A 24284-nucleotide genomic window follows, 5' to 3' on the forward strand; every position below is an offset into this window, starting at 1 on the left:
GGTAAAGTCCGCGTGGTGCGTCGCATCCTTCTTGGTCCCAGCGCACTGGTCGCGGCGTTCGCCGCCCAACCGCTCTGGGCGCAAGACCTGCAGAACCGCGCGGCGCAGCCCGCGCCGCCGCCCCCGCCGCCCAGCAGCGCCGAGCCCGTCGTCACCGCCGAACGCGAGCCCAATGCCCGCGAAATCACCTTCAGCGCCGATCAGCTGGATTATGATAGCGACGCCGACATCGTCACCGCGATTGGCGACGTGCGCATGTACCGCGAGGCCGATCGCCTGCGCGCCGACACGATCAGCTGGAACCGTCGCACCGGCAAGGTGATCGCGCGCGGCAATGTCGTGATCGTCAACCCGACCGGCGACACCGCTTATGGCGACATGGTCGAGCTGACCGATTCGCTGCGCGACGGGGTGGTGGACAACATGCTCATCGTGCTCGATCGCGGCGGGCGGATCGCCGCGCGGCGCGGGGTGCGCGACAATGGCGTCGTCACGCTGAGCGACGCCGCCTATACCCCCTGCGCGGTGACGGACAGCGCCGGCTGCCCCAAAAGCCCGACCTGGAAAGTCACCGCCGTCCGCGTGGTGTATAACCCGGACAAGCGCCGGCTGTATTTCGCCGGCGCGCAGCTCAGCATCTTCGGCGTGGCGACGATCCCGCTGCCCGCGCTGTCCACGCCGGTCGGCGGCGGCAGCAACAGCGGCCTGCTCTCGCCCGACATCCGCTACAGCCGGGTCAACGGCTTCGAATATGCCCAGCCCTATTTCCTGTCGATCGCCGACAATCGCAACCTGACGATCACGCCGCGCTTCTTCAGCAACGTGCTGCCGATGCTGGGGGTCGACTACAACGCGATCACCAGCAAGGGCGCCTATCATGTCGGCGGCTATGCGACCGAATCGGACCGCACCGACGCGATCGCGTTCGGCGATCCCGCCGATGCGACCACCCGCAACGTGTTCCGCGGCTATGTGGAAGGCAATGGCCGCTTCCAGCTCGATCCCAACTGGAGCGCCTCGGGCAGCTTCCGCGTCGCGACCGACCGCACGTTCCTGCGGCGCTACTTCATCTCGTTCGACGATTTGCTGCGCAACACGATCAACGTCAGCCGCATCGATCAGGACAGCTATTTCGCCGTCACCGGCTGGGCGGTGCAGACGCTGCGGGTCAACGACCGCCAGGGCTTGCAGCCGCTGGCGCTGCCGGAGATCGACTATCGCCGCCGCTTCCGGGGCGTGCTGGGCGGGGTGCTGGAGGCGCAGCTCAACACGCTCGCGATCGGCCGCTCGGCGGGGCAGGACACGCAGCGCGCCTTCACCAGCGTGCGCTGGGACATGCGCCGGCTGACGCGCTGGGGGCAGGAAATCACCCTCACCGCCTATGGCCGCGCCGACCTGTACCACGCGACCAACACCGTCGCGACGACGGTGGGCAGCTATCGCGGGCGCGAGGGCGTTACCGGGCGCGGCATCGCCGCCTTCGCGATCGACGTGAAATGGCCGCTGGTCGGCGGGCTGTGGGGCGGGTTGCAGCGCTTCACCCCGCGCGTGCAGATCGTCGCGACGCCGCCGCTCGCCAACCTGATCGTCCCCAACGAGGATTCGCGCTCGGTCGAACTCGAGGACGCCAACCTGTTCTCGCTCAACCGCTTCCCCGGTTATGATCGGTTCGACGATACCACCCGCCTCACCTATGGCTTCGAATGGGCGCTGACGCTGCCCGATTTCACGATCAACAGCGTGCTCGGCCAGAGCATCCGCCTGACCGGGCGCAACACCGTGATCCCCGACGGCGTGGGCTTCGCCGACCGGGTTTCCGATTTCGTCGGCCGCACCGAAATCCGCTACAAGGACATCGTCTCGCTCACCAACCGCTACCGGGTGGACAAGGACGATTTCAAGCTGCGCCGGCTGGAAGTGGACGCGACGATCGGCAGCCGCGCGAGCTATTTCCTGGTCGGCTATCTGCGACTCAACCGCCAGATCGCGCCGACGCTCGAGGATTTGCGTGACCGCGAGGAGGTGCGCCTCGCCGCGCGGGTTCAGGTTACGCGCTTCTGGTCGGCGTTCGGCTCGACCACGGTGGACTTGACCACCCGCCAGGCCGATCCGCTCTCGCTCACCGACGGTTTTTCGCCGATCCGCCACCGCGTCGGCGTCGCTTATGAGGATGACTGTCTGCGCCTCGGCGTCACCTGGCGGCGCGATTATCAGAACACGGGCGACGCGCGTTCGGGCGATGCCATCTTGCTGACGCTTTCTTTTAAGAACCTCGGACGGTAAACGGGCGTTCAGCCGCGGCACGCTACCAGCGACCGCAAGCCCCCTTTTTCGAGGACCAAGAGTGAAGACGTCGATCCTTTCCCTGCGCGGCCTGAGCCTTACGGCGCTCGGCGCGGCGCTCGCCGTGGGCGCCGCCGCGCAGACGGTTCCCGATCAAAGCCTGCCGCAGAGCAACCTGAACATCCCGACCAATTTGCAGGTATATGGCAAGCGTGACCCCAATGTGCGCAAGGCGACCGCGATCGTGAACGACGCGGTGATCACCGGCACCGATGTCGACCATCGGATGAACCTGATCATCGCCGCCAACCAGCTGAAGCTCTCGCCCCAGGAACTCGAAGCGCTGCGCGTGCAGGTGACGAGCCAGCTGATCGACGAAACGCTGCAGATCCAGGAAGCCAAGGCGGCCGACATCAACGTCAGCGCGCAGGAGATCGACAACGGCTTCACGCGCATCGCCGGCAGCTTCAACCGGCCGCTTAGCGAGATGCGCAGCTATCTGCGCTCGATCGGATCGTCGGACCGGACGCTGCGCCGCCAGATCGAGGCGCAGATCGCCTGGCGCCGCTATCTCCAGCGCCGGGTGACCTTCAACGTCAACATCCCCGATGCCGAGGTGAAATCGATCCTCGCCCGCCTCGCCGCCCAGAAGGGCTCCGAGGAAGTGCATGTGAAGGAGATTTATCTCCGCGCCGCGCCCGGGCAGGAAACCCAGATCATCAACGAAGCGCGCACGCTGATGGATGAGATCAAGGCCGGCAAGCGCAGCTTCGAGCAGATCGCTTTCGAGCGTTCGGACGCAACGACGCGCCCGGTGGGCGGCGATCTCGGCTGGGTGAAGCCGGGCACGCTGCCCGATACGCTCGCGCAGGCGGCGGTGGAGATGAATCCGCAGCAGCTCGCCGGGCCGATCGAGGTGCCGGGCGGCTTTTCGCTTCTCTACGTCGTCGAGAAGCGCAAGCTGCTGATGGCGAACCCCGACGATGCGGTGCTGAGCCTGCGCCAGCTGTCGGTCGCATTCCCCGCGGGCACCACCAAGGAACAGGCGACCGCCAAGGTCGCGCAGTTCGCCGAGGCGACCAAGGCGCTGAAGGGCTGCGGCGACGCCAAGAAGGTCGCCGATGGCCTGGGCGCCGAAGTGGTCGACAACGACTCGATCAAGCTGAAGGACCTGCCCGGGCCGCTCAAGAACATGATCAGCTCGATGCAGGTCGGCGAGACCACCCCGCCCTTCGGCTCGCCCGAGGATGGCGTGCGCGTGCTGGTGCTGTGCGGCCGCAACGATCCGGTCGCGGGCCAGTTGCCGACCGCCGAGCAGATCCGCAACCAGATGGAGGACCAGGCGATCAACCTGCGCGCCGACCACAAGCTGCGCGATTTGCGCCGCGACGCGGTGATCGAGTATCGCTGATCCCGCCGGCCTTGGGGCGGCGACGGAGAATGCTATGATTGCGCCGATCGCCGCCTCGATGGGCGACCCCGCCGGCATTGGCCCGGAGATCATCGCCAAGGCGTGGGCGGCACGCGGCGCCGAGGGGGTCGAGCCGTTCTTCGCGGTCGGCGATCCGCGCGCGATCGAACTGGTGAGCGACGTGCCGATCGCGCATATCGCCACGCCCGCCGAAGCGGCGGCGGCGTTCGCGACCGCGCTGCCGGTGGTCGATGTGCGCGATGGTGGCGAGATCGTCCCCGGCCAGCCCGATCCGCACGGCGCCCGCTGCGCGCTGCAATCGCTGGAAATGGCGGTGGGCCTCGCGCGATCGGGCGCGGCGGGCGCGCTCGTCACCGGCCCCGTCTCCAAGGCGCAACTCTACGCCGCCGGCTTCACGCATCCCGGCCAGACCGAATTCGTCGCCGAACGCTGCGGCATCGCGCGCGAGAACGCGGTGATGATGCTCGCCGGGCCGAGCCTGCGGGTGGTGCCGATCACCACTCATGTGCCCTTGGCCGAGGTGAGCGGTCTGCTTTCGATCGAGCTGATCGTCGCGCGCGCGCGGGCGACGGCGCGGGGGCTGACGCGCAATTTCGGGATCGAGGCGCCGCGGCTGGTGTTCGCCGGCTTCAACCCCCATGCCGGCGAGCAGGGCGCGATCGGGCGCGAGGAGATCGACCTGCTGATCCCCGCGATCGAGCAGCTGCAAGCCGAAGGCATCGACGCCAAGGGACCGTTCGCCGCCGATACGCTGTTCCACGCGCGCGCCCGCGCGACATATGACGCGGCCTTGTGCTGCTATCACGATCAGGCGCTGATCCCGCTGAAGACGCTGCATTTCGACGAAGGCGTGAACATCACCCTGGGCCTGCCGATCGTGCGCACCTCGCCCGATCATGGCACCGCCTTCGCGATCGCGGGCACCGGCCAGGCGCATCCCGGCGCGATGATCGCCGCGCTGAAGCTGGCGCAGGAGGCCGCGGCGCGGCGGCGCGAGAGTTGAGCACGCTCCCCCCGCTGCGCGAGGTGATCGCGCGGCACGGCCTGACCGCGAGCAAGGCGCTGGGGCAGAATTTCCTGCTCGACGGCCAGTTGCTCGCCCGCATCGCCGCCATTCCCGGCGACCTGACCGACGCCGAGGTGCTGGAGATCGGCCCCGGCCCGGGCGGGCTGACGCGCGCCCTGCTTCAGGCCGGCGCGCGGGTGACCGCGATCGAGCGCGACCGCCGCTGCCTGCCCGCGCTCGCCGAGCTGGAGGCGGCCTTTCCCGGGCGGCTGCGCGTGATCGAGGGAGACGCGCTCGCGATCGACCACCGCGCGCTGTTCGAGACCGCGCCGCACATCGTCGCCAATCTGCCCTATAATATCGGCACCGCGCTCGCGATCGGCTGGCTTTCGGCGGAGTGGCTGCCCTGGTGGCGATCGCTGACCTTGATGTTCCAGCGCGAGGTCGCCGATCGCATCGTCGCGCCGGCGGGCGGCGATGCTTACGGCCGGCTGGCGGTGCTCGCACAGTGGCGCAGCACCGCGCGGATCGCGATGCCGGTCCACCGCTCGGCCTTCACCCCGCCGCCCAAGGTGATGTCGGCGGTGGTCGCGATCCAGCCGGTGCCGGCGCCCGAGGGGGTACGGCTCGCGGCGCTCGAAGCGCTGACCGGCGCGGCGTTCGGCCAAAGGCGCAAGATGCTGCGGCAAAGCCTGAAGGGCGTGCCCGGGGCCCTGGCGGCGTGCGCGGCGGTGGGCGTGGACGAGACGCGGCGCGCGGAAACGGTGAGCGTCGCCGAATGGGTGGCGCTGGCCCGGGCCTTGGGGTGACGTAGGTTCGCGCGGAGGCGCGGCGGACGGGTGCGGGCTTTCCCTCAAACCCCATCCCCGGCGAAGGCCGGGGCCCAGTATCGCGCGGCTGGACAAGGAGTGCGAGACCAGCCACCGCCGCGCGACTGGGCCCCGGCCTTCGCCGGGGAGGACGACCGGGTCGGGCAGGCCCCTTGCCGCCTCGGCGCCCGCGCGCGAACCTAAACCCTCAGCATCTCGGCACCAACCGAAAACCCTATTCCCGCCCGGCCACCTTCGCCGTCTGTGCCGCGACCGCCGGCCCCGCCTGGCCGCGCGCGATGGTCGCGGTGAGCGACGTGAGCGGCGGGCAGCCGCTCGGGCAGCGGCGGCGGATCTTCGCCAGATTGTCGCGCGCGCGCTCGATCGCGCCGCGCGCGACGAACGCCTCGCCCTGGCCTTCCAGCGCCGCCAGATCATTGGGATCGAGCGTCAGCGCCTCGCGATAGAAGCGCACCGCCTTGCCCGGCAGCCCCTGCGCCTGGGCGATCTGGCCGAGTTCCACCAGCGCGCCCCGGTTGCGCGGATCGACCGCGAGCGCCGTTTCCAGCAGTTCGTTGGCGCGCGCCAGTTCGCCCGCGCCGCGCGCCGCCTTGGCCTGCGCGAGCAGTTCCAGCGAGCGCGGCGCGATCTGATCGTCGGGCCGCTGGCCGTAGAGCGCGGTCGATACCGAAACCAGGGCAAGCGCGGCAGCGACCGCCAGCGACGCATAACGCATCATTTTCTCCAGACCGTAAGTCAGCAGGGCTAGCATGGCGCCCGCAGTCTCGCGACAAAAAATCCGTCCGTCGAGTCCCGTGCCGGACTGAGCCGCCAGCCCGGCCCATGCGGCCGCCCGAGCGGCAACGCGAGCGGCTCGGCGCGCCATTCGGGATGATCGGCCAGGAAGCGCGCGATCTGCGCCGGCCCCTCGACATCGAGCAGCGAGCAGGTGATGTAGAGCAGCGCCCCGCCCGGCCGCACCAGCGCGGGCGCGAGCGCGAGCAGCTGCGCCTGGGTCGCTACCAGCCGCGCGAGCCGCGCCGGGGTCAGCCGCCAGCGCGCCTCCGGGTTGCGCCGCCAGGTGCCGCTGCCCGAACAGGGCGCGTCGATCACCAGGTCCGCGCGCCCCGCCCAATCGGCGAGCGCCGCCGCCTCGCGCCCCGGATCGAGCAGCCGCGTCTCGACCGCCACGCCCGCGCGCTCGGCACGCGGAGCGAGTCGCGACAGCCGGGCGCGATCGACGTCGCACGCCAGGATCGGCCCCGCCCCTTCGGCGGCGAGCGCGAGCGTCTTGCCCCCCGCCCCCGCGCACAGATCGATCACCGGCTGACCGTCGAGCGGCAGCGCGCGGCTCGCCAGCTGGCTGCCGGCGTCCTGCACCTCGAACCCGCCCGCGCGGTAGAGATCGAGCTGATCGACCTGGGTGCCGTGCGGCAGGCGCAGCGCCTGGGGCAGGCCGGCGATCGGTGCGGCCTCGGGCAGCGCCGCGCGGAGCTGCGCGACGCTCGCCCGCGCCGGGTTCACCCGCAGATCGAGCGGGGCGCGATCGACCAGCGCCGCTTGCTCGGCCGGCGCGGTGCCCGATTCGGTGAGCGCCGCTTCGAGCCACGCCGGCGCGATGCCCGCGGGCGCCACCGGCTCACCGGGCGCGATCGGCGGGGGCGCATGGGGGCCGCCATCGAACAGCGGGGCGAGCGCCGCGTCATCCTGGGCCAGGCCGAGCATCGCCGCGCGGCCGCTCACCGGCACCTCGCCCGCGCGGCGGATCGCGGCATAGACCAGCTCGCGCACCGCGCGCCGGTCCTTGGATCCGGCGTAGCGGCGGGTGGCGAAATAGCGCGCGATCAGCGTATCCGCCGCCGCCCCACCTTCGCGCGCGGCGGCGATGATCGCGTCGAGCAGCTCGATCGCCGCCTGGGCACGGGCCTGGGGCGTCACCTCAGCGCGTCGGGTAGTTGGGCGCCTCGCGCGTGATCGTCACATCATGCACATGGCTTTCCCTGAGACCGGCGTTGGTGATCTGCACGAACCGCGCGCGCTGCTGCAATTCGGGCACAGTGCGCGCGCCGGTATAGCCCATCGCCGCGCGCAGGCCGCCGACGAGCTGGTGGATCACATCCTTGGCCGGCCCCTTGAACGGCACCTGCCCCTCGATCCCCTCGGGCACCAGCTTCAGCTGATCCTTGATGTCCTGCTGGAAATAGCGATCGGCCGACCCCTTGGCCATCGCCCCCACCGATCCCATGCCGCGATAGCTCTTATAGGCGCGCCCCTGGTACAGGAACGTCTCGCCCGGCGCCTCGGCGGTGCCGGCGAGCAGCGATCCGATCATCACGCACGAAGCCCCCGCCGCGATCGCCTTGGCGATGTCGCCCGAGGTGCGCAGGCCGCCATCGGCGATCACCGGCACGCCCGATCTGGCGGCTTCCTCGGCGCAGTCCATCACCGCCGTCAACTGCGGCACGCCGACGCCCGCCACCACGCGGGTGGTGCAGATCGAACCCGGGCCGATGCCCACCTTCACCGCGTCCGCGCCCGCGTCGATCAGCGCGCGCGTCGCCTCGGCGGTCGCGACATTGCCGGCGATCACCTGCACCGCGTTGCTCAGCTTCTTCACCCGCTCCACCGCGCGGGCGACATCGCGGTTATGGCCGTGGGCGGTGTCGATCACCAGCACGTCGAGCTCGGCCTCGACCAGCGCCTGGCTGCGCGCCCATCCCGCCTCGCCCACCGTGGAGGCGGCCGCCACCCGCAAGCGCCCGGCGGCGTCCTTGGTGGCGGAAGGGTAAGTCACCGCCTTCTCGATGTCCTTCACCGTGATCAGGCCGATGCAGCGATAGGCGTCGTCGACCACCAGCAGCTTCTCGATCCGCCGCGCGTGGAGCAGCCGCCGCGCTTCCTCCTGGCTCACCCCCGGGCGCACGGTCGCCAGATTGTCGTGCGTCATCAGCTCGCGCACCGGCTGGCGCGGATTTTCGGCGAAGCGCACGTCGCGGTGGGTGAGGATGCCCTGCAGCGTCCCGTCCTCGGCGGTGACGGGAATGCCGCTGATCCGGTGCCGCGCCATCAGCTCCTGCGCCTCGGCGAGCGTCGCTTCCGGGCGGATGGTGATGGGGTTGACCACCATGCCGCTTTCAAAGCGCTTCACCGCGCGCACGGCGGCGACCTGTTCCTCGACCGTCAAATTACGGTGGAGCACGCCAATGCCGCCCAGTTGCGCCATCACGATCGCCATGTCGGCCTCGGTCACCGTGTCCATCGCGGCGGAGAGCATCGGCGTGTTGAGCGTGATCTCGCGCGTCACCCGGCTCTTGGGATCGGCCATCGAGGGCACGATCTCGGACTCAGCCGGCACCAGCAGGACATCGTCGAAAGTAAGGCCGAGGCGGATGTCCATGGGGTGCGCGCTTCCTTTGCTGGCGGGAATCGTGCGCGCCCGCATAACCGCGCCCGGCGGTAAGCGCCAGCGGTTCGTCGCTAATCCTTGGAGGCAAAGCCGCGCGCGGTGCGTTGGTCTGCTCGCGGTAATCATGCCGCGCGGAGGATAAGATGAGTATTTTCAGCATGATCCGCGACGCGATCTGGCACAAGCGGAAGGCCGCGCCCCAGCCCGCGCCCGCCGCTGCCCAAAACGCGCCGCGCCCGCAGCCGCAGCCGCCGCATCCCCAGGCGCAGGCGCCCGCGCCCCAGCCGGCCGCGCAGGTCCAGCCGATCGACATCGAGGCGCATCTCGAGGAGCTGGCGCGGCACGGCGGCCAGCAGCTCGACTGGCGCCATTCGATCGTCGATCTGATGAAGCTGGTCGGGATCGACCCCAGCCTGCACAATCGCGAGGATCTGGCGCGCGAGCTTGGCTATGGCGGCGCGCTGGGCGGCAGCGCCGAGATGAACATCTGGCTCCACAAGGCGGTGATGCGCGAGCTGGAGAAGAGCGGCGGCAAGGTGCCCGCCGCGCTGCTGGATTGATCCCGCGCTAACGCGGAGCGTGGCTCCGGGCGGCACTGCCCGGGTCCACGCTCGCCGGCCTCAATTCTTGCCGCCGAACAGCCCGCCCGCGAGCCCGGCGATGTCGTTCAGCGGATTGCCGTCACCGTCGCGGTCGAGCATCCCCATCACGCCGCCGCCCTGTTCCTGCAGCATCTGCGCGAACCGACCGAGCGAGCCCTCGCCGCCGATATGGCCGACGATCTGCTGCAGCACATCGGGCGCGAGCCCGGTCTGCGCGGCGGCCGCCTGCACCGTGTCGCCCGGCTGCGGATGCGCGACGCCGAGCGCCTGCACCGCCTGCTCCACCTGTTCCTTGCTGAGGCCGAGCTTGGTGCCGAGATTGGCGAGATCGAAATCGGGGCCGAGTTGAGCCAGCAGACCGTCGAACATTCCCATGGTACGCCTCCGCATGAAGAGGCGCCTACCCTATCAGAGCATGGGCAGCGGCGCGAGGTCCGGCGGCACGAACGCGCGGCGCGCGGGCACGGAGAAAAGGCGCGCCGCCGAGTAAAAATCGAGCGGCCAGCGGCGGCCGCCGATCGGGCTCAGCAGCAGCGCGTTCACCGCCTCGGCCAGCCCCTCCCCCGCCGCGCGATCGCGGAGGAACAGCCGCACCCCGTGGACGAACACGCGCGTGATCGTGTCGTGATAGCCCTGGCTATCGTCATTCACCCCGCCCACCGCGACGTTATAGCCGCTGATGATCACGACGATCCGCCCATCGACATCGATGTCCGGCCGGTCTCGCAACAGATAGAGGCACGCGCCGAGGTGCGCCTCGTGCGTCCACTCGGGCTTGGGCAGGGTGCGGTCGAGCAAGCCTTCGCCGATCCGCGTCACGGCGGCGTCGTCGGCGAACAGGCGGGGGGCGGGATCGGTCATCGTCGGGCTTCCTTGGCGGAGGCCCGACGATCACGTCAATCGGGCCGAATCAGGCGTTCTCGGCTTGGGCGACGCAGGGCGTGCACTGGCGCACGCCCTCATCGACATGATCCGCGAACTGGGCGAAATTCTCGTTGAACAAATCGACGAGCTTCGCCGCGGTCGCGTCATACTCGGCCTTGTCGGCCCAGGTTTGGCGCGGATCGAGGATCGCTGCGTCCACCCCCGGCACCGCGACCGGCACCTTGAAGCCGAAGTTCGGATCGGTGCGGAATTCGGCGTCGTTCAGGCTGCCGTCGAGCGCCGCGTTCAACAGCGCGCGCGTCGCCTTGATCGGCATCCGGTGGCCGACGCCGTACTTGCCGCCGGTCCAGCCGGTGTTGACCAGCCAGCAATCGACCTGGCCCTTGGCGATCCGCTCCTTCAGCAGATTGCCATAGACGCTCGGGTGGCGCGGCATGAACGGCGCGCCGAAGCAGGTCGAGAAGGTCGCCTCGGGCTCGGTGACGCCGATCTCGGTGCCCGCGACCTTCGCGGTATAGCCCGACAGGAAATGGTACATCGCCTGTTCGGGCGTGAGCTTGGCGATCGGCGGCAGCACGCCGAACGCATCGGCGGTGAGCATCACGATATTCTGCGGCACCGGCCCCATATTCTCGGCCGAGGCATTGGGGATGAAGTCGATCGGATACGCCCCGCGCGTATTCTCGGCGAGGCGGTTGTCGTCCAGATCGAGCGCGCGGGTCGTGTCGTCGATCACGACATTTTCAAGGATCGTCCCGAAGCGCTTGGTGGTCGCGTAAATCTCGGGCTCAGCCTCCGCCGACAAGCGGATCATCTTGGCGTAGCAGCCACCCTCGAAATTGAACACGGCGGTGTCCGACCAGCCATGCTCGTCATCGCCGATCAGGGTGCGGCTGGCATCGGCCGAGAGCGTGGTCTTGCCGGTGCCCGACAGGCCGAAGAACACCGCCGTATCGCCCTTGGGGCCGATATTGGCCGAGCAGTGCATCGGCATGATGCCCTTTTCAGGCAGCAGATAGTTGAGCAGGCCGAACACCGACTTCTTCATCTCGCCGGCATACTTCGTGCCGCCGATCAGGATCAGCTTGTCGGTGATGCTCACCGCGATCACGGTTTCGCCGCGGCAGCCGTGGCGCGCGGGGTCGGCGCGGAAGCTCGGCAGGTCGATGATGGTGAAATCGGGAGCGAAGTCGCGCAGTTCATCGGCCGCCGGGCGCACCAGCAGCGTGCGGATGAACAGATTGTGCCAGGCGAGCTCGTTGATCACGCGCACCTTCACCCGGTGCTCGGGCTGCGAACCGCCGTACAGATCCTGTACGAACAGCGTTTCCTTGTCGCCCAGCGCGGCCAGGAAATCGGCCTTCAGCGCGGCGAAATGCGCCGGCTCCATCGGCTTGTTCGATTTACCCCACCAGATCGTGTCGGCGGTTTCGGCATCGCGGACCATGAACTTGTCCTGCGCGCTGCGACCGGTGTGCGGGCCGGTTTCCACCACCAGCGGGCCGTCGGCCGCCAGCCGCCCCTCGCCGCGGATCAGCGCCTGTTCGACGAGCGCGGGGGTCAGCAGGTTCCAGTGCAACCGCGCGGTCGTGGCAAAACCCTGCGCGTCCAGACCCATCAGCGGGATACGCTCGCTCACATCCTCTCTCCCAAAACTCCCGCCTGCCCGGCGGTGCATACGTATGCTCGACTCGGCGCATATCGTCACGCCCCCGCCCGGTCAAATCGCGATGGTTAGCGCAAAGGTTGAGCCCGGCGGCGCTTTCGCCTAGCGATGCGGCAGGCGGCAACAAGCGAACAAGGAACCCCGGCGCCGATGACAGCTTCGATCGCCCTGGTCGATGATGATCGCAACATCCTCACGTCCGTGTCGATCGCGCTACAGGCGGAAGGATTTTTGACGCGGGTCTATTCGGACGGCGAAACCGCGCTGAAGGCGCTGGTCGACAACCCGCCCGATCTGGCGATCTTCGACATCAAGATGCCGAAGATGGACGGGCTCGAACTGCTGCGCCGCCTGCGCGAGAAATCGGCGCTGCCGGTGATCTTCCTGACGAGCAAGGACGATGAGCTGGACGAGGCGCTGGGCCTGGCGATGGGCGCGGACGATTATATCGCCAAGCCCTTCTCGCAGCGGCTGCTGATCGCCCGCATCCGCGCGATCCTGCGGCGGACCGAGCTCGCCACGCCGCCGCCGCCCGGAGAGGCGCCCGAGCCCACCCCCGAAATCCTGGAGCGCGGGCGGCTGGCGATGGACCCCGCCCGCCACAAGGTGACCTGGGGCGGCGAGACGGTGACGCTCACCGTCACCGAATTCCTGATCCTGGAGGCGCTCGCCCAGCGGCCGGGCATCGTCAAGAACCGCAACCAGCTGATGGACGCGGCCTATCAGGACGATATCTACGTCGACGACCGCACGATCGACAGCCACATCAAGCGCGTCCGCCGCAAGTTCCGCCAGGTCGACCCCGAGTTCGACGCGATCGAGACCCTGTACGGTGCCGGCTACCGCTTCTCGGAGGATTGAGGCCGAGCCCGGACTGAACTGGTCCGGCCGGGTCTCGCTCACCTCGCGCATCCTCGCCGTCAACATCTTCGCGCTCGCGCTGCTCGCGGGGGGCTTCTTCTATCTCGACAGCTATCGCAGCCGGATCGTCGACAGCCGGGTGGCGCAGGCGACGCGGGAGGCACGGCTGATCGCCGCCGCGCTCGCCGCGGCGCCGCCGCCCGCCCGCCCGGCGCTGGCGCGCGATCTGGCGGCCGACACGGGCACAAGGCTCCGCCTGTTCGAGGGTACGCGCGAAACACTCGATACCCGCGCGATGGGGCTGGGCAATTTCGCGCTGATCGACCCGCGCAAGGAAGGCGCCGGCCAAGTGGCGGGGCGGTTCCTCGACGCGATGATCGACACGGTGGTCGGTGCCGAACGCCCGCCGCTCTACCGCGAGCGCCGGCCCGGCCAGCCCTGGCCCGATGTCGCAACCGCCGCGCAGGGTCAGGCCAGCGCCAGCGTGTGGCGCGCGCCCGATCGCACCCCGGTGATCACCGCCGCCGCGCGGGTTGGCCCCGGGCTGGTGGTGATGAGCGCGGTCAACGCCCGCGACATCACCCAGACCGTGCGGCTGGAGCGTTTCCGCCTGTCGCTGGTGCTGGCGGCGACGACGATCGTCTCGGTCTATCTCTCGCTGTTCCTCGCGCGCACTATCGTCGGCCCGCTGCGGCGGCTGGCGCGCGCCGCGATCCGGGTGCGGCGCGGGCGGGCGCGCGAGGTGGTGGTGCCACGCCTGCCCTATCGCCGCGACGAGATCGGCAGCCTGGCGCGCGCGCTCTCCGACATGAGCCAGGCCTTGCGCGCGCGGATCGACGCGACCGAGGCGTTCGCCGCCGATGTGACGCATGAGCTGAAGAACCCCCTCGCCTCGCTGCGTTCGGCGATCGAGGGGCTGGGGCGGATCGCCGATCCGGCCTTGCGCGACCAGCTGCTCGCGGTGATGCGCGACGATGTGCTGCGGCTCGACCGGCTGATCACCGATATTTCGGAGGCCTCCCGGCTCGACGCGCAACTTAGCCGCGCCAAGTTCGAGCAGGTCGATCTGCGCGCTTTGCTCGGCGCGATGATCGAGGGGCGCGACGCACGGGGCATCGAGCGCGACATCCGCCTGCGCTTCGATCCGGGGCGCGGCCCGGCCACCGTGCTCGGCGAGCCCATTCGGCTGGAACGGGTGTTCGACAATCTGATCGACAACGCCATTTCCTTCTCCCCCGATGGCGGCCTGGTGGTGCTCGCGATCACGGTGGAGGAAGGCGAGATCGTCGTCCGCGTCGAGGACGAAGGGCCGGGCGTGCCCGAGGAAGCGCGCGAGGCGATCTTCAGACGTTTCCATTCGGTTCGCCCTGGTGGCGAAGCTTTTGGCAAGCATTCGGGGCTAGGCCTCGCCATTGCCCGGACCATCATCGATGGGCATCAGGGCAGCATCACGGTCGAATCGCGCGACGATCGGCTGAGCGGCGCACGTTTCGTGGTCTCGCTGCCGCTCGCCAGTTAAAGGGGGATGTCATGACGGTGCTGTCGTCGGAGACGCTTCATGCCTCGTGCGTCGCGATCGGCGATCTCGCGGTGCTGATCCAGGGCCATTCGGGCGCGGGCAAATCCGATCTCGCGCTGCGCCTCGTCGATCGCGGCGCGAAGCTGGTGAGCGACGATTACACGTTGCTGCTGCGCGACGGCACGCGCCTGCTCGCCAGCCCGCCGGCAACGATCGCTGGGCGGATCGAAGTGCGCGGGATCGGCATTGTCCCCATGCCGCATGTCGAGCGGGTGCCGGTCGCGCTGCTCGTGGAGTTGAGCGACGATGTCGAGCGGATGCCCCCGCTCACCGCGCAACGCCGGCTGTGCGGTATCGACGTGCCGGTGATCGCGGTGGAAGGCCATTATGCCTCGGCCCCGATCAAGGTCGAACTCGCACTGAAGCAGCCTCGCCGATGACCGACGCCGCCAACGCCAAGAGCATCCTGATCGTCACCGGCATGTCGGGCGCGGGCAAATCGACCGTGCTCAACACGCTGGAGGACATGGGCTGGGAGGTGATCGACAATTTCCCGCTGCGCCTGATCGATCGGCTGCTCGCACGCGGCGCGGGCGGCGACGAGGGCGACCGGCCGCTCGCCATCGGCATCGGCGTGCAGACCCGCGACTTCGATCCCGAACGCATGATCAAGCGCATCAACGCGCTGCGCGAGGACGAAGCGCGGCCGATCGGCACGCTGTTCCTCGATTGCGCCAATGGCGAGCTGGAGCGGCGCTATTCGCAGACGCGGCGGCGCCACCCGATGGCGGTCGATCGCCCGGCGGCCGATGGCATCATCCAGGAACGCACCCTGCTCGCACCCTTGCGCAGCTGGTCGAACCGGCTGATCGACACGACCAGCCTTACCGCCAACGAGCTCGCCGCGCTGATCCGCGAGACCTTCGGCGCGCACGGCACGACCGGGCCGACACTGTCGGTGATGTCGTTCGGCTTCGCGCGCGGCATCCCGCGCGAGGCCGATCTGGTGCTCGACATGCGTTTTTTGCGCAATCCGCATTGGGTGGCGGAGCTGCGCCCCGGCACCGGGCTCGACGCGGGCGTCGCCGACTATGTGAAGGGCGATCCCGCTTATGAAGCGGCGATGGCGGCGATCGACCAGCTGCTGCTCACCCTCCTCCCCCGCTACAAGGCTGAAGGCAAAAGCTATGTGACGATCGCCTTCGGCTGCACCGGCGGGCGCCACCGTTCGGTCCATGTCGCCGAGCGCACGGCGAGCCTGTTGCGCGCGCGCGGATTTTCGCCCACGGTCAATCATCGCGATTTGGGCGCGGCGCCACAAGACGCGCTGGAAGGCGCACCCTCTGGCGCCCAGGCCCAGCCGCGACATGGAGCTTGACGGTAAAAGTGACCAATTTCAAATGATTGGGCTGGTTCTGGTAACGCATGGCCGGCTGGCCCAAGAGTTCGTGACGGCGATGGAGCATGTCGTCGGCAGGCAGGAGCGAGTCGCCGCGATCTCGATCGGCCCGGACGACGACATGGAGAGCCGCCGCGCGGATATCGCCGCCGCAATCGCCGCCGTCGATACCGGCGCTGGCGTGATCGTGCTCACCGATCTGTTCGGCGGCACCCCCAGCAATCTCGCCATCTCGCTGATGACCCCCGGCCGGATCGAGGTGATCGCGGGCATCAACCTGCCGATGCTGATCCGCCTCGCCGGCGCGCGCCAGGCGATGGACGTGGGCGAAGCGGTCGCCGCCGCGCGCGAGGCGGGGCGCAAATATATCTCGGTCGCCTCCGAAGTGCTGGGTGCGGCGGCGGCGTGAGCGAGGTCGTCCGCACGGTGCCGATCACCAACCGGCGTGGCCTGCACGCGCGGGCGAGCGCCAAGTTCGTGACTCTCGCGGCCACGCTGCCGGTCGAGGTGATGGTGGAGAAGGACGGCCAGGCGGTGACCGCGCGCTCGATCATGGGGCTGATGATGCTCGGCGCGGCGATCGGCGATTCGATCACCATCCGCGCGAACGGCGACGGCGCCGCCGAAGCGGTGGGCGCGCTCGCCGCGCTGGTCGAGGCCAAGTTCGGCGAGGAATGAGGGCGCCCACGCTGCCCTCACCCGTTCGTGACGCGAGCTGATCCTTGCCCCGCCTGATCACCGCCTTTTCCAACCCGCTGGTCAAGCGCGTGCGGGCTTTACGCGACAAGCGCCACCGCCGCGCGGAAGGGTTGTTCCTCGCCGAGGGGCTGCGCATCCTGACCGAGGCCCGCGAGGCCGGGCGGCTGCCGCGCTATCTGTTCTTCGCCGCCGACAGCGCGCGCCACCCGCTCGTCCAGGCGCTGATCGCCCCGGTGGAAGCGGCTGGCGGCGAGGCGATCGAGACCAGCGCGGACATTCTCGGCAAGCTATCGGGCAAGGACAATCCGCAGACCGTGCTCGGCGTGTTCGAGGAATTCGCGGTGCCGCTCGCCAGCCTGGATCGGGGCGCGGCGCGCCTCTGGCTGGTCGCCGAGCGGCTCCGCGATCCAGGCAATCTCGGCACGATCCTGCGCACCGGCGACGCGGTCGGCGCGGGCGGGCTGATCCTGGTCGACGAGTGTGTCGATCCCTTCTCGGTGGAGGCGGTGCGGGCGAGCATGGGCGCGCTGTTCACGGTGCCGGTGGTGCAAACGAGCTGGAACGACTTCATCGCCTGGCTGCGCGCCGGTCCGGGCCAGCTCGTCGCGCTCAGCCTCGATACCGTGCATGATTACCGCGCCGCCCGCTATCAGGCGCCCTGCTTCCTGCTGACCGGCAACGAGGCGCAAGGGCTGCCCCCCGCTTACGCCGCCGCATGTGACCTGCGCGTGAAAATCCCGATGCGCGGCAAGGCGGACAGCCTGAACGCGGCGGTGGCGACGGCGGTGATGGCCTATGAGGTGCTCGCGCAACTGGGCTAGGGCAGTTTCCGGTCCGATCGCTTCGGATCACCGATCAGGATGTTTGGCCCACGAAGATTTTCGAGCCGGCGAGTGATGCCGCCGGCCTCGCGATCGCTTTAACGCGCCAGCCGTGGATCGGGGCGACCGGCCAGTGGCCCGGTCGCCCTGCGCCGCCACGCCTATTCCACCACCGGCAGCCACACCGCGCTCGCCTGCATGCCGCCGCGCATCAGCGTGATGGTCGCGGGCTTATAGTCGCTGGCTTTGGCGAGGAAGATGTTGGGCACATAGGTTTGCGGGTTGCGATCATAGAGCGGGAACAGGCTCGATTGCACCTGCACCATGATCCGGTGCCCCGGCTGGAACACGTGGTTCACCGCCGGCAGGCGGAACTTGTAGCGCTGCACCTGCCCTGCGGGGATCGGCTTGGGATCGGCGAAGCTGTCGCGGTAGCGGCCACGGAAAATGTCGAGGCTCACCGCGAGCTGATAGCCGCCCATCTTGCCGCCGCCCGGCGCCTCGTCGGGATAGACATCGATCAGCTTCACGACGAAATCTGCATCGGTGCCGGTCGTCTTCGCGAAAATCTCCGCCCAGGGCACGCCCGAGACGGTGACCGCCTTGGTGAGCACCGGCGTCTGATAGGTCATCACATCGGGGCGGCCATCGACGTGGCGCTGGTCGCTCACCAGCCAGTCACCCCAGCGGCCATCATCGAAATTCACCGGCCGCGACAGGTGCGGCACCGGCTTGGCGGGATCGCTCAGATAGCTATCCCCGCCGCCCGCGCCCTTGGCGAAGCCGAGGCCGCCGGCCTCGCTCAGATAGAGGGGCGTGAGCGGCTTGGCACAACCCGCTTCGCACGCCGCCGGCCAGCTCGCGAAGCGTTGCCAGCGATCCTCGGCGGTGTTGTAGATGGTCGCCGCCGGCGGAGTGTAGGCCGGGCCGTCCTTCAGATATTGGTCGAACAGCGGCAGCACCATGTCGTCGCGAAACTGGGCGGCGGTGTCGGTGCGCCATTTCAGCGGCCCCAACTCGCGCCCCTCGCGGTTGACCTGGCTGTGGCGCCATGGCCCCATCACCAGCCAGTTATTGCCGGTCTTGCCGGCGGCGCGCAAAGCCTCCCAGGCGTGGATCGCGCCGTACATATCCTCCTGATCCCACAGCCCCTGCTCCCAGAGCGTCGGCACGTTGCTGGGGTTGGCGGCGAGCATCTTGTCGAGCGCCTGGCCCTGCCAGAAAGCGTCATAAGCCGGGTGCTGCACCATGCGCTGCCACGCGGGCAGCTGATCGAACCCCGAGCGCTTCGCCCATTCGGCGGCGCCGCCGATCCGGCGGAACTCCTCATAATTGTCGTAAATGCCGGTCGCGGGATCGTCGCCCTTGCCCTTGTAGCCGGTCTGCGAGGCGATCCAGCCGATATTGGCCAGGCGGAAGGCGCCGTAATGGAACCAGTCATCGCCCATCCAGCCGTCGATCATCGGGCTTTCGGGCGCGGCGACCTTCAGCGCCGGGTGCGGCTTCAGCAGCGCCATCACCACGGTAAAGCCTTCATAGGACGAGCCGATCATCCCCACGCGCCCGTTCGATTCGGGCAGGTTGGCCTTGTTCACCAGCCAATCGATCGTGTCCCACGCATCGGTGGTGTGATCGGTGGTCGTGGGGTTGAGCGGCCCGACCGGCGGGCGGGTGACGACATAGTCGCCTTCCGACTTATACTTGCCGCGCACGTCCTGATAGACGCGGATATAGCCGCCCTTCACGAAGCCTTCGTCCGCGAGCGGCAGCATCGACAGCATGTTGGGGCTGTCCATCCGGTTCGCCCGCGCGCTTGCGTTATAGGGCGTGCGGGTGAGGACGATCGGGGCGTTGCGCGCGCCCTTGGGGATGACGATGACGGTGTAGAGCTTCACCCCGTCGCGCATCGGGATCATCACTTCGCGCTTCACATAATCGTTCGCGGTTTGCGGTGGCTGGAACTTGGCCGGCACGTCGCCGCTGGGCGCCGCCTGCTGGGCCAGGGCCGGAGTGAGCGCGAGCACGGCTGCGCCGAGCAGGATGATTTTCTTCACGTGGCATTCTCCCTCGCCTAAGTCTTGGCGCGAGGCGCGGCTCCCGCGCAAGGGTTTGGAGGCGAAATGAGCGAAAGGCATAGCGGCGGCTGCCTGTGCGGCGCGGTCCGCATCACGGTCGAGGGTCCGCTGGGGCCGGTGTCGGCGTGCCACTGCGCGCAATGCCGGCGTCAGTCGGGCCATTATTGGGCGGCGACCGAAGTGCCACGCGCGGCGGTGCGGGTCGAGGGCGAAGCGGCGCTCCGCTGGTATCAGGCCTCGCCGCGTGCCCGGCGCGGCTTTTGCGGCACCTGCGGATCGTTCCTGCTGTGGCAGCTGATCGACGGCGAGACGATCGACGTCGCGATGGGGGCGCTGGACGCGCCGAGCGGCACCGCCCTCGCCCAGCACATCTTCGTCGCCGAGAAGGGCGATTACTACACCATCGCCGACGGCCTGCCGCAGCGAGCGGACTAAACCCCGGATGCGCGTCCCCGGCACGGGCCGGGGCCCAGTCGCGACGGCTGTTGTCTGGTTCGAGCGCCATGGCAGCCGCGCCCATGCTAGGCCCCGGCCGTCGCCGGGGAAGAGTTTTGGGGATGGAAGAAACCCGCCCTACCCCTTTGACAGCATCCAACACCGCCCCTATATCGCGCGCTCTGCCACATCTTCCGGGACAGGACGCGCCGTCGCGCAGCGTGTTCGCAGCATGGGGAGAGTGGTGACCGGACGCTGAAGCTGCGAGCCCCATCGGGCATCGCGGCTTTTTGCGTCTCTAGGCGTGCCTGGCCCGGCGGCAACCGGGACGCTTATTTTCGGCTGACGAGGCGATACCGACCCCATGGCAACCAAGGCAATCGACAGCGGCATCAACAAGCGCCGCATTCGCAAGGTTTTCGGCAACATCCACGAAGTGGTGCAGATGCCGAACCTGATCGAGGTGCAGCGCGAAAGCTACGAGCAGTTCCTGCGCTCCGATCCCTCGATCGGCTATGTCTCGGGCCTGGAAAAGACGCTGCGCAGCGTGTTCCCGATCCGCGATTTCGCCGGCACCGCCGAGCTCGATTTCGTGCATTACGAACTGGAGCAGCCCAAGTTCGACGTGGACGAGTGCCGCCAGCGCGGCATCACCTTCGCCGCGCCGATGCGCGTCACGCTGCGGCTGATCGTGTTCGAGGTGGACGCCGATACCGAAGCCCGCTCGGTGCTCGATATCAAGGAGCAGGACGTATACATGGGCGACATGCCGCTCATGACCGCGAACGGCACCTTCATCATCAACGGCACCGAACGCGTCATCGTGTCGCAGATGCACCGCTCGCCGGGCGTGTTGTTCGACCATGACCGCGGCAAGACCCATGCCTCGGGCAAGTATCTCTTCGCCGCGCGCGTCATCCCCTATCGCGGCTCGTGGCTCGATTTCGAGTTCGACGCCAAGGACATCGTCAACGTCCGTATCGACCGCAAGCGCAAGCTGCCGGTCACGACGTTGCTCTACGCGCTCGGCCTGAACGGCGAGCAGATTCTCAACCATTTCTACAACCGCGTCACCTTCATCCGGGGCGAGGGCGGCTGGCAGATTCCCTTCCAGGCGGAGAATTGGCGCGGGCAGAAGCCGCAGTTCGACATCATCGACGCCAAGAGCGGCGAAGTGGTGTTCGCGGCCGGCCAGAAGATCAGCCCCCGCGCCGCGAACAAGGCCGCGAAGGACGGGCTCGAGACGCTGCTGATCCCGACCGAGGAAATCTATGGCCGCTATTCGGCCTATGACCTGATCAACGAGCAGACCGGCGAAATCTACATCGAGGCCGGCGACGAACTGTCGCAGGACAATCTCGAAAAGCTCGACCGCGCCGGGATCGACCGGATCGAATTGCTCGACATCGATCATGTCGCGACGGGGCCGTGGATCCGCAACACGCTGAAGGCCGACAAGGCCGAGGAGCGCGAGCAGGCGCTCGCCGACATCTACCGCGTGATGCGCCCCGGCGAGCCGCCGACGCTGGAAACCGCCGAGGCGCTGTTCGCCGGGCTGTTCTTCGATCCCGATCGCTATGATCTGTCGGCGGTCGGCCGCGTGAAGCTCAACATGCGGCTCGATCTCGACGCCGCCGACACCGTCACCACGCTGCGCACCGAGGACATTCTCGCGGTCGTCAAGACGCTGGTCGACCTGAAGGACGGCAAGGGCGAGATCGACGATATCGACAATCTCGGCAACCGCCGCGTGCGTTCGGTCGGCGAGCTGCTCGAGAACCAGTACCGCGTCGGCCTGCTGCGCATGGAGCGCGCGGTGAAGGAGCGCATGTCGTCGGTCGATGTGTCGACGGTGATGCCGAACGACCTTATCAACGCCAAGCCCGCGGTCGCGGCGGTGCGCGAATTCTTCGGCTCCTCGCAGCTGTCGCAGTTCATGGACCAGACCAACCCGCTCTCCGAAGTGACGCACAAGCGCCGCGTCTCGGCGCTCGGGCCGGGCGGCCTCACCCGCGAGCGCGCGGGCTTCGAGGTGCGCGACGTCCACCCGACGCATTATGGCCGCATCTGCCCTATCGAAACGCCCGAAGGGCCGAACATCGGCCTGATCAACTCGCTCGCCAGCTTCAGCCGGGTGAACAAGTACGGCTTCATCGAGACCCCCTATCGCCGCGTGGTCGATGGGCGGGTGACGGACGAGGTCGTCTATCTCTCGGCGATGGAAGAGGCCAAGCACACCATCGCCCAGGCGAACGCTGAGCTGGACGAGGAAGGCCGCTTCGCCGAGGACCTTGTCTCGGCGCGCCAGGCCGGCGAATTCCTGATGGCGATCCCTGATACCATCACGCTGATGGACGTGAGCCCCAAGCAGCTTGTGTCGGTCGCGGCCTCGCTCATTCCGTTCCTGGAGAATGACGACGCCAACCGCGCGCTGATGGGATCGAACATGCAGCGCCAGGCGGTGCCGCTGGTGCGCGCCGAGGCGCCGTTCGTCGGCACGGGCATGGAAGCGACCGTGGCGCGCGATTCGGGCGCGGCGATCGCCGCCAAGCGTTCGGGCATCGTCGATCAGGTGGACGCCACCCGCATCGTCGTCCGCGCGACCGGCGAGGTCGAGGCGGGCAAGTCGGGCGTGGACATCTACACGCTGATGAAGTTCCAGCGTTCGAACCAGAATACCTGCGTCAACCAGCGTCCGCTGGTGAAGGTGGGTGACGTGGTGCGCGAAGGCGACATCATAGCCGACGGTCCGTCGACCGAGTTCGGCGAGCTGGCGCTGGGCCGCAACAGCCTGGTCGCGTTCATGCCGTGGAACGGCTATAACTATGAGGACTCGATCCTCATCAGCGAACGCATCGTGAAGGACGACGTCTTCACTTCGATCCACATCGAAGAATTCGAAGTGATGGCGCGCGACACCAAGCTCGGGCCGGAAGACATCACCCGCGACATCCCGAATGTCGGTGAGGAAGCGCTGCGCAACCTCGACGAGGCGGGCATCGTCTATATCGGCGCCGAGGTGGAGCCGGGCGACATTCTGGTCGGCAAGATCACCCCCAAGGGCGAAAGCCCGATGACTCCGGAAGAAAAGCTGCTCCGCGCGATCTTCGGCGAAAAGGCGAGCGACGTGCGCGACACCTCGCTGCGGCTGCCGCCGGGCGTCGCCGGCACGGTGGTCGAGGTCAGGGTGTTCAACCGCCAGGGCATCGACAAGGACGAGCGCGCGCTCGCGATCGAACGCGAGGAAATCGAACGCCTCCGCAAGGACGCCGATGACGAACGCTCGATCCTCAACCGCGCCACCTGGTCGCGGCTGAAGGAAATGCTGCTCGGCCAGACCGCGACCGCCGCGCCCAAGGGCATCAAGAAGGGCTCGGCGATCGACGAGAACCTGCTCGACAGCGTCGATCGCCACGAATGGTGGAAGTTCGCGGTCGCCGACGACAAGGTCCAGTCCGACCTGGAGGCGGTGAAGGCGCAGTATGACGAAGCCGCCAAGCTGATCACCGACAAGTTCCACGATCGGCGCGAGAAGCTTGAGCGGGGCGACGAGCTGCCGCCGGGCGTGCTCAAGATGGTCAAGGTGTTCGTCGCGGTGAAGCGCAAGCTGCAGCCGGGCGACAAGATGGCCGGCCGCCACGGCAACAAGGGCGTCATCAGCCGCATCCTGCCGGTCGAGGACATGCCGTTCCTGGAGGATGGCACCCCGGTCGATCTGGTGCTCAACCCACTGGGCGTGCCGAGCCGCATGAATGTCGGCCAGATCTTCGAGACGCATCTCGGCTGGGCGGCGCGTGGGCTCGGCCAGCAGATCCAGCACGCGCTGGAGGATTGGCGCGAAGCCAATCCGAACGCGCGGGGTGGCGAGATGCCGGCGGCGGTGAAGGATCGGCTGCTTTCGGTCTACGGCGAGAATTATGCCGCCGAGATCGAAGCGCGCACGCCCGACCAGATCGTCGAACTGGCGCAAAATCTGGGCCGCGGCGTGCCGATGGCGACCCCGGTGTTCGACGGCGCCCGCGAGGCGGACGTCTCGCGGATGCTGGAGCTCGCCGGGCTCGACAGCTCGGGCCAGTCGGACCTGTATGACGGGCGCACCGGCGAGAAGTTCGATCGCAAGGTGACGGTGGGCATCATCTACATGCTCAAGCTGCACCACCTGGTGGACGACAAGATCCACGCGCGTTCGATCGGGCCGTACAGCCTCGTCACCCAGCAGCCGCTGGGCGGCAAGGCGCAGTTCGGCGGCCAGCGCTTCGGCGAAATGGAGGTGTGGGCGCTCCAGGCCTATGGCGCGGCGTACACCCTCCAGGAAATGCTGACGGTGAAGTCCGACGACGTGGTCGGCCGCACCAAGGTCTATGAAGCGATCGTCAAGGGCGACGA

At 68.4% G+C, this 24284-nt stretch carries 21 protein-coding genes; 14 read left to right on the forward strand and 7 right to left on the reverse strand.

Annotated elements, in window-relative coordinates; translation table 11 throughout:
- Nucleotides 1–15: 15 nt before the first annotated feature.
- From lptD to rsmA, 4 genes are all read left to right on the forward strand, one after another.
- Nucleotides 16–2283, forward strand: a complete 2268-nt coding sequence (lptD, locus tag K2X73_RS00815) for an LPS assembly protein LptD (protein ID WP_294107628.1) — start codon at nucleotides 16–18, stop codon at nucleotides 2281–2283.
- 61 nt (nucleotides 2284–2344) lie between these two features.
- On the forward strand, nucleotides 2345–3694 hold the full coding sequence (locus K2X73_RS00820) for a peptidylprolyl isomerase (RefSeq protein ID WP_294107630.1): 1350 nt from the start codon (nucleotides 2345–2347) through the stop codon (nucleotides 3692–3694).
- Nucleotides 3695–3728: 34 nt separating this feature from the next.
- Nucleotides 3729–4718 (forward strand): 4-hydroxythreonine-4-phosphate dehydrogenase PdxA, encoded by a 990-nt coding sequence (gene pdxA, locus K2X73_RS00825; protein WP_294107631.1) that lies wholly within the window; start codon nucleotides 3729–3731, stop codon nucleotides 4716–4718.
- The gene (gene rsmA, locus K2X73_RS00830; RefSeq protein ID WP_294107632.1) at nucleotides 4715–5530 is read left to right on the forward strand and encodes a 16S rRNA (adenine(1518)-N(6)/adenine(1519)-N(6))-dimethyltransferase RsmA; all 816 of its coding nucleotides are present in this window, start codon (nucleotides 4715–4717) and stop codon (nucleotides 5528–5530) included. Before pdxA ends, rsmA begins: the two co-directional genes overlap by 4 nt.
- 235 nt (nucleotides 5531–5765) lie before the next feature.
- On the opposite strand, the gene K2X73_RS00835 is transcribed toward rsmA, so the two are convergent.
- From K2X73_RS00835 to guaB, 3 genes are read right to left on the reverse strand one after another with little or no spacing between them, the layout of a single operon-like run.
- On the reverse strand, nucleotides 5766–6266 hold the full coding sequence (locus tag K2X73_RS00835; RefSeq protein WP_294107634.1) for a tetratricopeptide repeat protein: 501 nt from the start codon (nucleotides 6264–6266) through the stop codon (nucleotides 5766–5768).
- Nucleotides 6267–6295: 29 nt separating this feature from the next.
- Nucleotides 6296–7468, reverse strand: coding sequence for an RsmB/NOP family class I SAM-dependent RNA methyltransferase (locus K2X73_RS00840; RefSeq protein ID WP_294107636.1), 1173 nt, complete (start codon nucleotides 7466–7468; stop codon nucleotides 6296–6298).
- A gap of 1 nt (nucleotide 7469) precedes the next feature.
- Nucleotides 7470–8927 (reverse strand): IMP dehydrogenase, encoded by a 1458-nt coding sequence (gene guaB, locus K2X73_RS00845; protein WP_294107638.1) that lies wholly within the window; start codon nucleotides 8925–8927, stop codon nucleotides 7470–7472.
- A 152-nt stretch (nucleotides 8928–9079) separates the two neighbouring features.
- Between guaB and K2X73_RS00850 the strand changes: the two genes are divergently transcribed.
- Complete coding sequence (locus tag K2X73_RS00850) at nucleotides 9080–9496, forward strand: DUF3597 domain-containing protein (RefSeq protein WP_294107640.1); 417 nt, start codon at nucleotides 9080–9082, stop codon at nucleotides 9494–9496.
- Nucleotides 9497–9556: 60 nt separating this feature from the next.
- Here the strand turns inward: K2X73_RS00850 and K2X73_RS00855 are convergent, their stop codons facing one another.
- The 3 genes from K2X73_RS00855 to K2X73_RS00865 are packed head-to-tail and all read right to left on the reverse strand — an operon-like array spanning nucleotide 9557 to nucleotide 12062.
- Nucleotides 9557–9928: a hypothetical protein gene (locus K2X73_RS00855; RefSeq protein ID WP_294107642.1), complete on the reverse strand. Its 372-nt coding sequence runs from the start codon at nucleotides 9926–9928 to the stop codon at nucleotides 9557–9559.
- An 18-nt stretch (nucleotides 9929–9946) separates the two neighbouring features.
- Nucleotides 9947–10399 (reverse strand): hypothetical protein, encoded by a 453-nt coding sequence (locus K2X73_RS00860; protein WP_294107644.1) that lies wholly within the window; start codon nucleotides 10397–10399, stop codon nucleotides 9947–9949.
- Nucleotides 10400–10448: 49 nt separating this feature from the next.
- A complete protein-coding gene (locus K2X73_RS00865) occupies nucleotides 10449–12062 on the reverse strand; it encodes a phosphoenolpyruvate carboxykinase (RefSeq protein WP_294107646.1) in 1614 nt (537 codons plus the stop codon).
- 177 nt (nucleotides 12063–12239) lie between these two features.
- Here K2X73_RS00865 and K2X73_RS00870 point away from each other — a divergent pair, with 177 nt between their 5' ends.
- The 7 genes from K2X73_RS00870 to K2X73_RS00900 are packed head-to-tail and all read left to right on the forward strand — an operon-like array spanning nucleotide 12240 to nucleotide 17388.
- Nucleotides 12240–12950: a response regulator transcription factor gene (locus K2X73_RS00870; RefSeq protein WP_294107648.1), complete on the forward strand. Its 711-nt coding sequence runs from the start codon at nucleotides 12240–12242 to the stop codon at nucleotides 12948–12950.
- Nucleotides 12922–14469, forward strand: a complete 1548-nt coding sequence (locus tag K2X73_RS00875; protein WP_294107650.1) for a HAMP domain-containing sensor histidine kinase — start codon at nucleotides 12922–12924, stop codon at nucleotides 14467–14469. The genes K2X73_RS00870 and K2X73_RS00875 overlap by 29 nt, the downstream gene beginning before the upstream one ends.
- Nucleotides 14470–14480: 11 nt before the next feature.
- Nucleotides 14481–14909, forward strand: a complete 429-nt coding sequence (locus K2X73_RS00880; RefSeq protein ID WP_294107652.1) for an HPr kinase/phosphatase C-terminal domain-containing protein — start codon at nucleotides 14481–14483, stop codon at nucleotides 14907–14909.
- Complete coding sequence (gene rapZ / locus K2X73_RS00885; protein WP_294107654.1) at nucleotides 14906–15847, forward strand: RNase adapter RapZ; 942 nt, start codon at nucleotides 14906–14908, stop codon at nucleotides 15845–15847. Before K2X73_RS00880 ends, rapZ begins: the two co-directional genes overlap by 4 nt.
- Nucleotides 15848–15869: 22 nt before the next feature.
- On the forward strand, nucleotides 15870–16277 hold the full coding sequence (locus K2X73_RS00890; RefSeq protein WP_294107656.1) for a PTS sugar transporter subunit IIA: 408 nt from the start codon (nucleotides 15870–15872) through the stop codon (nucleotides 16275–16277).
- Nucleotides 16274–16546 carry an HPr family phosphocarrier protein gene (locus tag K2X73_RS00895; RefSeq protein WP_294107658.1) on the forward strand — a complete coding sequence of 91 codons (273 nt, stop codon included), beginning with the start codon at nucleotides 16274–16276 and terminating at the stop codon, nucleotides 16544–16546. The genes K2X73_RS00890 and K2X73_RS00895 overlap by 4 nt, the downstream gene beginning before the upstream one ends.
- Nucleotides 16547–16590: 44 nt before the next feature.
- The gene (locus tag K2X73_RS00900) at nucleotides 16591–17388 is read left to right on the forward strand and encodes an RNA methyltransferase (protein WP_294107660.1); all 798 of its coding nucleotides are present in this window, start codon (nucleotides 16591–16593) and stop codon (nucleotides 17386–17388) included.
- A gap of 161 nt (nucleotides 17389–17549) precedes the next feature.
- Here the strand turns inward: K2X73_RS00900 and K2X73_RS00905 are convergent, their stop codons facing one another.
- Nucleotides 17550–19433, reverse strand: a complete 1884-nt coding sequence (locus K2X73_RS00905; RefSeq protein WP_294107684.1) for a CocE/NonD family hydrolase — start codon at nucleotides 19431–19433, stop codon at nucleotides 17550–17552.
- A gap of 75 nt (nucleotides 19434–19508) precedes the next feature.
- On the opposite strand from K2X73_RS00905, the gene K2X73_RS00910 reads away from it, so the two are divergent.
- Together K2X73_RS00910 and rpoB are read left to right on the forward strand one after the other, a co-directional pair.
- Nucleotides 19509–19898: a GFA family protein gene (locus K2X73_RS00910; RefSeq protein WP_294107662.1), complete on the forward strand. Its 390-nt coding sequence runs from the start codon at nucleotides 19509–19511 to the stop codon at nucleotides 19896–19898.
- A gap of 364 nt (nucleotides 19899–20262) precedes the next feature.
- Nucleotides 20263–24284: DNA-directed RNA polymerase subunit beta (gene rpoB, locus K2X73_RS00915; RefSeq protein WP_294107664.1), on the forward strand; the 4022-nt coding region annotated here is incomplete at its 3' end.

Source organism: Sphingomonas sp. (assembly GCF_019746665.1).
GTDB lineage: Bacteria > Pseudomonadota > Alphaproteobacteria > Sphingomonadales > Sphingomonadaceae > Sphingomonas.

What these genes read in the sequence shown, in the direction of transcription:
- rapZ (WP_294107654.1), top strand. Translation starts at nt 14,906, where the DNA reads ATGACCGACGCCGCCAACGCCAAGAGCATCCTGATCGTCACCGGCATG.
- K2X73_RS00850 (WP_294107640.1), top strand. Translation starts at nt 9,080, where the DNA reads ATGAGTATTTTCAGCATGATCCGCGACGCGATCTGGCACAAGCGGAAG.
- K2X73_RS00890 (WP_294107656.1), top strand. Translation starts at nt 15,870, where the DNA reads ATGATTGGGCTGGTTCTGGTAACGCATGGCCGGCTGGCCCAAGAGTTC.
- K2X73_RS00835 (WP_294107634.1), bottom strand. Translation starts at nt 6,266, where the DNA reads ATGCGTTATGCGTCGCTGGCGGTCGCTGCCGCGCTTGCCCTGGTTTCG.
- K2X73_RS00910 (WP_294107662.1), top strand. Translation starts at nt 19,509, where the DNA reads ATGAGCGAAAGGCATAGCGGCGGCTGCCTGTGCGGCGCGGTCCGCATC.
- K2X73_RS00870 (WP_294107648.1), top strand. Translation starts at nt 12,240, where the DNA reads ATGACAGCTTCGATCGCCCTGGTCGATGATGATCGCAACATCCTCACG.
- K2X73_RS00880 (WP_294107652.1), top strand. Translation starts at nt 14,481, where the DNA reads ATGACGGTGCTGTCGTCGGAGACGCTTCATGCCTCGTGCGTCGCGATC.
- K2X73_RS00860 (WP_294107644.1), bottom strand. Translation starts at nt 10,399, where the DNA reads ATGACCGATCCCGCCCCCCGCCTGTTCGCCGACGACGCCGCCGTGACG.
- guaB (WP_294107638.1), bottom strand. Translation starts at nt 8,927, where the DNA reads ATGGACATCCGCCTCGGCCTTACTTTCGACGATGTCCTGCTGGTGCCG.
- K2X73_RS00855 (WP_294107642.1), bottom strand. Translation starts at nt 9,928, where the DNA reads ATGCGGAGGCGTACCATGGGAATGTTCGACGGTCTGCTGGCTCAACTC.
- pdxA (WP_294107631.1), top strand. Translation starts at nt 3,729, where the DNA reads ATGATTGCGCCGATCGCCGCCTCGATGGGCGACCCCGCCGGCATTGGC.